This is a genomic window from Polaromonas sp., from assembly GCF_012927415.1.
Lineage (GTDB): Bacteria > Pseudomonadota > Gammaproteobacteria > Burkholderiales > Burkholderiaceae_C > Polaromonas.
Genome location: NZ_JABBPF010000195.1, coordinates 1 through 11,603, shown reverse-complemented (window position 1 = coordinate 11,603; position 11,603 = coordinate 1). Strand labels below are relative to the sequence as shown.

General features: G+C 55.6%; 9 protein-coding genes, 2 tRNA genes and 1 pseudogene. 7 read left to right on the top strand and 5 right to left on the bottom strand.

All coding sequences use genetic code 11. The features are described from left to right. Positions 1–1,251, top strand: a pseudogene (locus HHJ19_RS16075) (dynamin family protein); the annotation flags it as partial. A 116-nt stretch (positions 1,252–1,367) separates the two neighbouring features. Then, positions 1,368–2,408, top strand: coding sequence for an A/G-specific adenine glycosylase (gene mutY / locus HHJ19_RS16070; protein WP_296908875.1), 1,041 nt, complete (start codon positions 1,368–1,370; stop codon positions 2,406–2,408). A 33-nt stretch (positions 2,409–2,441) separates the two neighbouring features. Here mutY and rapZ read toward each other — a convergent pair whose 3' ends face one another. The 3 genes from rapZ to HHJ19_RS16055 all read right to left on the bottom strand — a co-directional run bounded on the left by rapZ (position 2,442) and on the right by HHJ19_RS16055 (position 6,002). Next, entirely contained in the window at positions 2,442–3,299 is an 858-nt protein-coding gene (gene rapZ, locus HHJ19_RS16065) for an RNase adapter RapZ (protein WP_296908874.1), read from the bottom strand. 137 nt (positions 3,300–3,436) lie between these two features. Next, a complete protein-coding gene (gene recN, locus HHJ19_RS16060) occupies positions 3,437–5,089 on the bottom strand; it encodes a DNA repair protein RecN (protein WP_296908873.1) in 1,653 nt (550 codons plus the stop codon). A 37-nt stretch (positions 5,090–5,126) separates the two neighbouring features. Then, a complete protein-coding gene (locus HHJ19_RS16055) occupies positions 5,127–6,002 on the bottom strand; it encodes an NAD kinase (protein ID WP_296908872.1) in 876 nt (291 codons plus the stop codon). 49 nt (positions 6,003–6,051) lie between these two features. Here HHJ19_RS16055 and hrcA point away from each other — a divergent pair, with 49 nt between their 5' ends. Further along, a complete protein-coding gene (gene hrcA, locus HHJ19_RS16050; RefSeq protein ID WP_296908871.1) occupies positions 6,052–7,071 on the top strand; it encodes a heat-inducible transcriptional repressor HrcA in 1,020 nt (339 codons plus the stop codon). Positions 7,072–7,096: 25 nt separating this feature from the next. Further along, positions 7,097–7,173, top strand: a tRNA-Ile gene (locus HHJ19_RS16045). A 188-nt stretch (positions 7,174–7,361) separates the two neighbouring features. On the opposite strand, the gene HHJ19_RS16040 is transcribed toward HHJ19_RS16045, so the two are convergent. Together HHJ19_RS16040 and HHJ19_RS16035 are read right to left on the bottom strand one after the other, a co-directional pair. After that, positions 7,362–7,805: a universal stress protein gene (locus tag HHJ19_RS16040; RefSeq protein WP_296908870.1), complete on the bottom strand. Its 444-nt coding sequence runs from the start codon at positions 7,803–7,805 to the stop codon at positions 7,362–7,364. Positions 7,806–7,922: 117 nt separating this feature from the next. Further along, positions 7,923–8,384, bottom strand: a complete 462-nt coding sequence (locus HHJ19_RS16035; RefSeq protein WP_296908869.1) for a universal stress protein — start codon at positions 8,382–8,384, stop codon at positions 7,923–7,925. A 238-nt stretch (positions 8,385–8,622) separates the two neighbouring features. On the opposite strand from HHJ19_RS16035, the gene HHJ19_RS16030 reads away from it, so the two are divergent. The 3 genes from HHJ19_RS16030 (at position 8,623) to HHJ19_RS16020 (ending at position 11,464) form a co-directional block, all read left to right on the top strand. Then, positions 8,623–9,483: an MBL fold metallo-hydrolase gene (locus tag HHJ19_RS16030; protein ID WP_296908868.1), complete on the top strand. Its 861-nt coding sequence runs from the start codon at positions 8,623–8,625 to the stop codon at positions 9,481–9,483. Positions 9,484–9,848: 365 nt separating this feature from the next. Continuing rightward, a tRNA-Arg gene (locus tag HHJ19_RS16025) sits at positions 9,849–9,925 on the top strand. A 504-nt stretch (positions 9,926–10,429) separates the two neighbouring features. Beyond that, positions 10,430–11,464 carry a hypothetical protein gene (locus tag HHJ19_RS16020; RefSeq protein WP_296908867.1) on the top strand — a complete coding sequence of 345 codons (1,035 nt, stop codon included), beginning with the start codon at positions 10,430–10,432 and terminating at the stop codon, positions 11,462–11,464. Positions 11,465–11,603 lie beyond the last annotated feature (139 nt).

Sequence of the window (11,603 nt, the reverse complement as noted above, 5' to 3'; positions counted from 1 at the left end):
CTGACGAAATCAGACCTTTCCATCTGGCGCGAGCATTTGATCACCGAAGGCGATGGCCGCGATACCCGGCTGGTGGTGCTCAACAAGATTGACACCTTGTGGGATGCTTTGAGCACGCCCGCTCAGGTGCAGGCGCAAATCGACCGGCAAAGGGCCACGTCGGCTGAAATACTGGGTCTTTCCGTTTCTCAGGTAATTCCCGTGTCGGCGCAAAAAGGACTGGTGGCCAAAGTCACGCGCGACCAAACCCTTTTACAGGCAAGCCAGCTGCCCGCTCTCGAATTGGCGCTCGGACAAGGCGTGATGGGACAACGCCAAAAAATCCTGCGTACAGCAGTTGCCGCCGGTATTGGCGAACTGCGTACCGAAGCTGGACGCTCCTTGAACATCCGGCGGCGCGATCTGGCCGAACAGATGATGGAGTTGCGTGGCTTGAGGGGTAAAAACAGTTCGGTTATCAGACACATGCGAACGCGCATCGAGCATGAGCAGGCTGAGTTTGACACCAGTGGCGCCAGGATACATGCGGTGCGTTCGGTGCATCTCAAACTTCTTCGCGAGGTTGTCAACCTGCTCAGTACTCCTTTGCTCAAAGTCGAGCTGGCCGAACTGACCGGTGCGCTAAAGCAGCCAGGCATCAAGTTGGGGTTGAAAAAGGCTTACGGTCAGACTTTTTCGCGTTTGCGCGACGGCCTGCAAAAGGCACAGGTTCTGAGTGGCGAAATTCAGTCCATGCTGGACATATCGTTCAGGCAACTCAATGCTGAATTCGGCTTTTCGCTGCAGGCACCAAAAGAACCCGAATTGTCCCGGTATGCCAGAGACCTGGACGTGATAGAGCAGAGTCATTTGCAATACCTTGGGCTGGGTAATGTGTTCAGGCTGTCTCAGCCTGAATTTTCCGAACGTCTGGTTCGCGCCCTGGCGACCCGGCTGCGGGTGGTCTATGAAACTGCTCTGGGCGAGGCCGAACTATGGAACAAGTCGGCTTCTTCGCAGTTGGATGCGCAACTGCGCGAGCGACGCCGCAACTTCGGGCGTCGGCTCGAAGCCATCGAGCGCATCCAGCAGGCCGCCTCCGGACTCGACGAGCGGATCGCTGAAATTGACGATCAGGAAAGCTTGCTCAATGAACTTGACGCCAAATTGGCAGAGCTGACTTCCTACCTTTTGAGTGGTCCGCCAGTGCCTTCTGCCGCTCATGATGTGGACCCGGTCGCGCCGAATCTGGCTTTGGCGTCGAGTGCTTGAAGGCAATGCGACAAAAAGTTATCCGATCCGATATTAAAGTGACTGACCAGCTTGCGACACAGGAATGCGGAAAACCAGCGCCGCCGCAAAGCACTTTTTCTGGATTTGCCGGGGAAATTGTTCGCTGGCAAAAAGACCATGGGCGTAATAGCTTGCCCTGGCAGAACACACGCGACCCCTATCGCGTCTGGCTGTCTGAAATCATGCTCCAGCAGACGCAGGTGAGCACTGTTGTTGATTACTATGATCGGTTTTTGCAGCACTTTCCCGAGGTAAGCGATCTTGCCGCTGCGAAGCAGGATGACGTACTCGGTCTGTGGAGTGGCTTGGGCTACTACAGCCGCGCGCGGAATTTGCATCGGTGCGCACAAGAAGTGATGGCGCTGCATGCGGGGGAGTTTCCTCACACGGCAGATGAGTTGCAGACCTTGCCCGGAATAGGCCGCTCGACCGCAGCGGCCATCGCTTCATTCTGCTTTGGAGAGCGTGTTGCGATTCTTGACGGCAACGTCAAACGGGTACTGACGCGCGTCCTCGGATTTTCTGCCGATTTGGCGCATGTCGCAAGTGAGCGCGCTCTCTGGGACCAGGCCACCGAACTGTTGCCCGATGAAGACCTGGCGCAAACCATGCCGCGTTACACCCAGGGATTGATGGACCTGGGCGCGACGATTTGCACCGGGCGCCAGCCACAGTGCCTGCTTTGTCCCGTGCAAAACCTGTGTCGCGGATCGGCCAGCGGCGAGCCCACCAAATACCCCGTCAAAACACGCAAACTAAAGCGCAGCGCGCAAGCGTTGAGCCTGCTCTGGGCACAGATGCCGGACGGATCGGTATGGCTTGAAAAGCGGGCAAGTACCGGGATCTGGGGTGGACTGTATTGTCTGCCTGCCTTTGACAGCGACGATGCACTAAAAACACTTTTGCTGGAAAGTGTGAAGGGCCGGTTCGAACCGATGCAGACTTTTGTTCATGTGCTGACGCACAAGGATTTGTATTTGTCGCCCTGGATTGCAGAATTCCGGTCTGGTCAGGCCATGCCTCGGGCGATGGTTTCCGAGGACAGGCCGGGTGCCTGGTTCAGCCCGGATGCCTGGCCGGCTCTTGGCCTTCCTGCGCCCATTCGCAAGCTGCTGGCGCGGGACGATTCCAAGTGAATTTGCAGGCCGTGAGCAGTGCCGCACTGCCGATTAACGGGCGTCCAGTTCGCGGTGCCGCTTGATGGTGGGCCAGTGCTTGCCAAACGCTTCGGCCAGCGCCTCCACAAGATAGACCGAGCGGTGCTGGCCGCCGGTGCAGCCAATGGCCACCGTGACATAGCTGCGGTGGTCTCGCATCAGTGCCTGCAGCCAATGGCTAAGAAACTGTTCGATGTGCCTGAACATATCGTCCACCTCCGAATGTGCCCTGAGGAACTCTGCAACCGCATGGTCTTGCCCGGTCAGCTCACGCAGTCCGGTTTCGTAGTGTGGGTTGGGAAGCATGCGTACGTCAAATACATAGTCGGCATCGAGCGGTACGCCGCGCTTGAATGCAAAGGACTGAAATACCAGCGTAAGTTGCGTGGCGGGCGCTGCGATCAATGATTTGACGTAGGCCTGCAACTGAGAAGAGCGGAGCATGCTGGTGTCGAGCACATGGGATTGCTCGCGCATTTCGCCAAGCAACTCACGCTCCAGCTCAATTGCTTCCACCAGCGCCCGGTGCTGGTCTGAGGCGTCGTTATGTGAGAGTGGGTGAAGCCGCCGAGTTTCTGAAAAGCGACGCACCAGCGTTTCGGTGTTGGCATCCAGAAACAGCGATAGCACAACAACGCCCTCAGTCCGCAACTGGTGCAATTTCTGGGGAACGAGGGGCAGCGAGGTGGCGCTTCTCACGTCCATCGCAATGGCAACCTTGGACGCTTCGTGGGGCCGCTTCAAGGCGATAAACGAAGCCAGCAATTCTGGTGGAAGATTGTCCACGCAATAGTAGCCCGCATCTTCCAGCGCGTGCAAGGCCACCGATTTTCCATAACCCGACCTGCCGGTGATAAGAATCATTTCCATGACCAATCCCCTAATCGCCCTGGAAGCGGCCGCTGAATTGCTGCGAAGGTGGTGCAAGCCCTTGCGCGGTTTGCAGGTGAAAAACCGAAAGTGCGAATGTTCATGCGAGTATGCTAACTAAGCGGGCGAACAGGTACTCAATCAAGGGGAATGCCCAGCATTTCCTTGGCATGCGCAAGCGTGGTGCCAGAGAGTTTTTCGCCACCTAGCATGCGGGCAATTTCTGCCACCTGCAGCTCGCCGTGCACATGGTCTATCGTGCTGAGGGTGCGGCCTCCTTCCGTGCGTTTGGCCACGACCAGATGATGGTCGGCGCAAGCGGCGACTTGAGGCAAGTGGGTCACCGCCATCACCTGGCGGTCCTTGCCGAGCTGCTTCATCAAGCGGCCGACGGTTTCAGCCACCGCGCCGCCCACGCCTGAATCGACCTCATCAAAGATCAATGTCTGTGCCTGTCCCAGCTGACTGGTGGTGACCGCGATGGCCAAGGCAATGCGGGACAACTCGCCACCTGACGCCACCTTTCCTACGGGTCTTGGCGTACTGCCGCTGTGGCCGGCCACGAGAAATTCGGCCTGTTCCAGCCCGTGCTGTGCCGGTTGCGCCAGCGGGGTCAGCGTGACCTCAAACTTGCCGCCCTGCATACCCAGGCCCTGCATCGCCTGAGTAATGGCCTTTGCAAGCCGGGGCGCTGTCCGGTTGCGTACATTTGAAATTTGGTGTGCTTCTTCCAGATACGCCAACCTTGCCTGGTTTGCGAGTTTTTCAAGCTGCTCCAGATCGGATGCCTCATCCAGCTTTTGCAACTCGGCCTGCCATGATGCGAGCAATTCCGGCAGTTCTGCCGGTGGGCGTTTGTAGCGGCGTGCCAAGCCAACCCATAGCGCCAGGCGCTCGTCAAGGTCGGCCAGCCGGCGTGGCTCCAGCTCGGTGTGCCTTGCATAGCCGTTCAGGGAATGGACGACATCTTCCATTTGGGCCAATGCAGCATTCAAAACCTCGAGAGGTGCAGTGAATTCGGGTTCTATGTGCTCCTGATTTTGTAGCGAGAAAATGGCGCGACCCAGCAGGCTCGTTGCGCTGTCATCGGATTCCTGCAGGGCATCGACAGCCGCTTGTACCGCCTCGCGCAAGGCTTGGGCGTTTGACAGCCGGCCGTGCTGAGCATTGAGTTCGGTCCATTCATCAGCGCCGGGTGTCAGTTTTCCCAGTTCGTCGATTTGCCATGCCAAGCGCTCACGCTCACGCAGCAGGCTGTCCTGTGCGCCTTGCGCCTGCGCCAGTGTTTTCTGGGCTGTTCGCCACTGGCTCCATTGAAGGGACAAGGCCTCGGTAGTGACCTCCGCATAAGAGTCAAGCAGACCCCTTACCGCGTCGGGACGGGTCAGGCTTTGCCAAGCGTGCTGACCATGAATGTCTACCAGATGGTCGGCAACCACTTTGAGCTGGGTGGCGGTGGCAGCGCAGCCATTAATCCAGGCCCGGCTTTTGCCCTGCGCATCAATGGTGCGACGCAGCAGCAAATACTCATCCGCTTCAAAGCCTGCTTGCTCCAGCCACTCTGCCAAATTTGGAGGGCTGTCGAACTCTGCGCTGATTTCACAGCGCGCAGCGCCTTCGCGGACCACACCGACATCCGCCCTGGCACCGAGCGTTAATTGCAGCGCGTCAATCAGGATTGATTTCCCCGCTCCCGTCTCTCCAGTGAGCACGGTGAATCCGTCCGACAAGTCAAGATCCATTTCACGGACGATGACGAAATCGCGGAGAGAGATGCTTTTAAGGCTCATAACTCAATCCAGATCATGACCAGAGGCAGGGCCGGATTCAGGCGACCCCTTCATTCCAGTGAAGTTTTTTGCGCAAAGTATCAAAATAACTCCAACCTTTGGGGTGCAGGAAGCGCATCTGATGTTCCGCGCGTCTGACGGTGATGCGATCACCGTGCAATAGGCTGGCCAGCGAATGCATGTCAAAGTTCGCGCTGGCATCCCGCCCTGCTACTATTTCAATGGCAATTTCTCCCGCGTCGGAAAGCACTATGGGTCGATTCGATAAAGTGTGCGGGGCAATCGGGACGAGCACCCAACCGGAGATGGAAGGGTGAAGCAATGGCCCGCCTGCAGAAAGCGCATAGGCTGTAGAGCCCGTGGGCGACGCAATGATCAGGCCGTCGGCGCGCTGGTTAGCCACGAAGCGGCCATCTACCTCTACGCGCAATTCAACCATGCCGGCAGTTGCGCCACGATTGACCACAACATCGTTCATGGCGGTGGCGCTGAAAACGCAGCGCCCATCGCGTATGACGCTGGCCTGCATCATCCAGCGCCGGTCTTCCTCGTATTCGCCGCGCAGCATTGGTTTGAGCGTGTCCTGGTAATCTTCGAAGGCAATGTCGGTGATGAAACCGAGACGCCCCTGGTTGATACCTATCACAGGCACACCGAACTGGGCCAGTTGACGCCCTATGCCAAGCATCGTGCCATCGCCGCCGACAACCAGAGCGAGGTCACACTCGGCACCTATTCCGGCCGCATCAAGCGTGGGAAACTGAGTCAAGCCGGTATTGCTGGCGGTATCCTGCTCAATCGCAACATCGCAGCCCTGCGCCCCCAGAAAATGGGCAATATCCTCAAGCGCGGACCGGGAGCCTTTGGCATGGTATTTACCGATTAGTGCGACATGGTGAAATTGCGACTTCATTACTAAATTACATCACAACATGATGACTTAAGCTTCGTAGAATGTCTCCATGCTTGATGATCGCGCCCGTTTGTTGTTGAAAGCGCTCGTTGAGCGCTACATTGCTGATGGCCAGCCCATCGGTTCGCGAACACTTTCCAAGGCCTCGGGGCTTGATCTGTCTCCGGCAACGATTCGCAACGTCATGAGCGATCTTGAAGATCTTGGCCTGATTGTCAGCCCGCACACCTCTGCAGGCCGCATTCCTACCGCCCGCGGTTACCGGCTTTTCGTCGATACCATGCTGACCACGCAACGTGACCCGCTGTCGACCGCTGGCCATCTTGCGGCGAACCGACTGGCACCCGATCAGCCGCAGAAAGTGTTCAGCAACGCTGCCCACATGCTGTCCAGCCTCTCACAGTTCGTTGGCGTTGTGATGGCGCCGCGCCGGACTTCGGTGTTTCGGCATATCGAGTTTTTACGCCTGTCCGAAAAACGGTTTCTTGTGATCATTGTCTCGCCCGATGGGGATGTTCAAAATCGCGTCATCTTTACCGAGGCCGACTACACCCAATCCGAGTTGGCCGAAACCGCAAATTTTCTTAACTCGCACTATGCTGGCATGGCGATTGAACAAGTGCGCGAGAGGCTGAAAAATGAAGTCGAGGCGCTCAGGGGCGAAATCGCGACGCTGATGCAGGCGGCGGTCCAGGTCAGTTCAGAAGCGATCGAGTCGCGTGACGAAGTGGTGATATCCGGCGAGCGCAACCTGCTGGCCGTCAGTGATTTTTCAGGCGACATGGGCAATTTGCGCAAGCTGTTCGATCTTTTTGAGCAAAAAGCGCAGTTGATGCGTTTGCTCGATGTTTCCAGTCGTGCGGAAGGCGTACGGATCTATATCGGCGGCGAAAGCCAGGTAATTCCGTATCAGGAACTGTCAGTCGTCACAGCGCCTTATGAGGTTGATGGCCAAGTCGTGGGAACATTGGGCGTGATCGGCCCCATGCGCATGCCCTACGAGAAAATGATCCAGATTGTCGACATCACGTCCAAACTGGTGAGTACCGCGCTGAGCCACAGCAAATAGTGCACTTACAATCTAGGGGTGGATTGGGGCGTTAGCTCAGTTGGTTAGAGCAGAGGACTCATAATCCTTTGGTCCACGGTTCAAGTCCGTGACGCCCTACCACCTTGTTTTTGACTGTGACGCTTTTTTCTGAAGTTTCGCTTCTGCAAGTCCATTTTTGTCTACGAAGCTAGGATTGCAAGCAGGCTTTTATTAGCTGATCCAAACCACAAATTAAGGAAAACTTGTGGGTGGTGCTTGGTTGACGATGACATCTCGATTCGTGGCATCTTGCTGGAAGAGCGATAGGATTAACGCAGCACCAAGACCGGCACGGTGCTGTGCGTGAGCACATGTTGGGTTTCGCTGCCTAGTAACACGCGCTTGATACCCTTACGCCCGTGCGAGGCCATGACAACAAGGTCGCATTTATGCTTTCTGGCGGCTGACATTATTGATTCAGCCACCAAATCCGACTGGGCGACGACGGTCTTGGTCTTCACACCTGCGTCTTGCGCTATCTGCTGAACGGCATCCACCACAGCTTGGCCCTTGTCGCTCCACTGTTTCTCGGTTCGCGCGATGTCTTGCATCGAAATAGTGATCCCGCCTTCAAAGTAACTGACGGGGTAGCGCGGTACCACGTACAGCGCTACCAGATCCGCACCGACCGCAGCCGCCAGGTCGATGGCGCTGAGAACGGCCTTTTTGGAAAGCGCAGAGCCGTCGGTTGCAACAAGAATGCGTTGGTACATGACATGTTCTCCAGTGTTGAGGTGACGTTGTAAGCATAGCGCGGAATCTCGCGGCGAGGCTGATAAGGGCAGCAGCCTTTGGCGTGCAGCAGTCGGTCTGCTTTGCGAGCAGCACTGTCATTTGGCGCCGTTCTTGCCTGATCGAATTACGAGAACCGGCACCGGTGCTAGCCGGATGATCTGCTCCGCGCCGCTGCCCAGCAGCAGGCGTCCTACTCCGCGCCGCCCGTGGGTACCGACAACGATGAGGTCTGCCTTCCATTCATTGGCGGCGTCAGTGATGATTTCTGCGAGCCGCCCGCCGAAGTTGTCGAACAGCATGTTGTCTGCTTCTACGCCCGCAATTTGAGCAACCGTCATGGCGTCCTGCAACACTTTGCTGCCGGTTTCCCGTATCGCCTTGAGCAATTCTTCAGAATAAACACCAAACTGCGCGTAGCCGCTGACGTAAGCGAGTTCCTCAATAACGTGAACCAGCCTCACGCATCCTCCCGCGTCTTTCGCCAGTTGTAGTGCCGTCTGAAGTGCTTTGTTGGCAGTGTCGCTTCCGTCCACGGGAACGAGTATTCGCTTGTACATGGTCATCTCCCTTGTTTTGAGGCTTGCCGATGTTATTTTGGTTGATCCTCAAACTTGCCGCATTGACGTGGGTCAACAGCATTTGTTAAGGCACGTCGGGACAGGCGCTGCGTAAATGGATTCCGGCTGTTATTCCATGAAAAATTAATGAAGCAGCCACTGCGGCCGGTATGCATGGCGCATGTCGTAGTATGAGGTTCAATAAGCATTAAATCTTGCATTTACCAACGAGCGCTTCATGACTCCCACCATAGAAAGCTTTTTCGACCCCGCCACCTGGACCGTCAGCTACGTAGTGTTTGAAAAGAAAGGCTCGGCCTGCGCCATTATCGATTCCGTGCTCGACTACGATCCCAAGTCGGGGCGAACCCGAACCGTGTCGGCCGAGAAGCTGGTGGAGTTTGTGGGTGCAAATAACCTGCACGTCGAATGGATACTGGAAACCCACGCCCACGCCGATCATCTCTCGGCGGCTCAATATTTGAAAGCGAAGCTGGGTGGAAAAATTGCCATTGGCGCAGGCATCACCGGAGTGCAGCAAGTGTTCATGAACATCTTCCACCTGGAGCCTGAATTCCGGCCTGATGGTCATCAGTTCGACCAGTTGCTGCAAGACGGCGAAACTTTCGCCATTGGGATGCTTACCGCCGAGGCATTGTCGGTTCCTGGCCATACACCCGCCTGCATGGCCTACCGCATTGGTGACGCCGTGTTTGTGGGTGACACCCTTTTCATGCCCGATGTCGGGACGGCGCGCTGTGACTTTCCTGGCGGTAACGCGCATCTGCTCTTTCGGTCAGTGCACAAGCTGCTGAAGTTGCCACCCCAAACACGTTTGTTCATGTGCCACGACTACCCGCCCGGCGAACGCGAGCCCGTGTGGGAAACCACTGTAGCCGAGCAGCGGACGAGCAACATTCATATCCACGACGGCGTGAGCGAAGAAGCGTTCGTTAAGTTGCGAACCCAACGCGATGCAATGCTTGAAATGCCGGTGCTCATATTGCCGGCGGTGCAGGTAAATATCCGCGCTGGCCAGATGCCGCCGGAGGAGGCCAACGGAGTGTCCTACCTTAAGATACCGCTGAACGCGCTTTGAGCTGGAAGTGGCAATTGGCCGCCCCCAAGCTGAGCAGGTGCGACGTCATCGGTTGCTTAAGGCGCAGACTTGAATGATGATGCCGTTAGACGGCTGAAAACTGGGCGCTTATGTGTGTTTTCCACTGGAGCCGAGCTATCAAATGCGGTTCCCGCGTTTAGGTAATAAATTTGAGCATTCGCCGGATCAACTGTCTCTAAATACTGCCTGTTGTGGCGAAGCAGCTGCGTCTTCCATGATCTGCACAGCACTGCGTGGCCGCTTGCCATTCTGCAGGTGCTTGGCAAGGGCCCTCATCATTCGACATTTGTTGAACAAAGCACAACAATAAGCGGCCTTTAAATACGCTATAATTTCGCTTTACGGCGGCTGTAGCTCAGTTGGATAGAGTACTTGGCTACGAACCAAGGGGTCGTGGGTTCAATTCCTGCCAGCCGCACCATAACAATAGCGTTATAGAACAACAGCTTAGAGATCAAAAGTCTCTAGGCTGTTTTTCTTTGTCCGTTCGGTTTTTGTCTTCGTGTCCGAACGGTGTCCGAAAGTGATGCGTCTTCCGCTGGAAGCTTTTGGTCCAATTTGGACATTTCACTCCGTACCCGATTCCAGGATTGCAGTGATCTCGACCTTGAAGCTTCGACACGTCCAATACGCTATCGGTACAGATTGACAAGGCTAAGCGCGGCGTGACGGGTCAACTCGTTGCCGCCTTAACATGCACGGCGATTGCATTCTCATATTCGAGTGTTTGGGACGTCAATAAAGTGCTCGCACGCCGAAGGCAACTGCGCTAGGACAGACCGGGGATCGCTTAGGTCCTTACCCCGCATGAAAGTTTGGGCCGAGAGCGAAGTTCAAGCTCATAACCAGTCATGTATATGGAGAGAGTTGGACCACTTGGAGCCGACTTTTGTCCAAACCAAAGTTCAATTCGAGCGTTTGAAAGGTGCGGTCCAATGCCACCGCATTAGTTCAAATTTCGACTGGGGTTGCAGTTGTCTCAGCGCGCGATTGCGTACTGGGCTGGAGATATGATGATTTCAACTCTTACAAATCGTCAAAAATGCCCGTAGATACAAAAAAGCCGGCCAAGAAAATAGTTGCAAAAAGTGCTGCTGCAAAAAGTACGTCTGCTAAATCAACACTGAAGTCCAACGGCAAGCCACAGGTGTTGAGCAAGGGCACAAAAAAATTAAGCGCGAACTTGAAACCCGTAGAGGCCCTTGCTGAGGTACCTTCAACAGACGCTGTGCCAAATCCGGAGCTACCTACAGAATGGGAGGCGGAGGAGTTCACTTGGACAAAACTCCGGGTTGACAGGTACAAGCGTGCTTGGGTGTTGGCAGCACTGTCAGTCGGTGCAAAGCCATTTAAAGATTTACGCAAGCGTCTAAAAAATGCAGGGCAGACCGAAAAGTTAAATGCGTATGTCATTGCTAGGAGTGCGGCGCTAAACAATTTAACCAGCACAAATGATTCGACAAGGCTTCAGTATGTGAAAGACGCCGAAAACGATGGTCGCCTCATCAATCCTGCGGCAAAAGCAACTGAGCGGATGGTCGACGTACTTAGATTCGTTAAATTCATGGATTCGCGGGGGCTACCAGTGCATGACCGAATGAGGGCGATTGCAGCGGAATTTGGAGGTAGGTCAGAAACACACAATCGACCTTCCGATTCCAGTGGGATGACTCACACGACCGAACCGCTGGCTGGAAGTCGAGAGATGTTGGCGATGGCGTTGCTGATGATGTACGTGAAGCACTTGGCACAGACAAAGACAACGCCACCGCAAAAGTTGCTTAAAGGCCAAGGAAATCTAAAGCTGTCTGAATTGGCGAGCGAGATACATCAATTTGCCGAAGGCAGAACTGACCAGGTAACTGCTAACGCACTAGCCTCTACAGGTGCAAGTCCAGAGACTCTACGAAAAGGCCTTGCAGCGGCACAAAAGCTCTTCCACGACACCTTCGTGGATTAGCGACTTCGCAAGCGGTGCACTAAAGGCGGCTGCCGCAACAATGTCATCAGGGGCGCATGCTGCTACCGCCCCCAAAATATTGGTCACCGACCATAAAGTTTTGGTCACCGACCAAGGCAAATTGCCGCTGGGCTGAGAC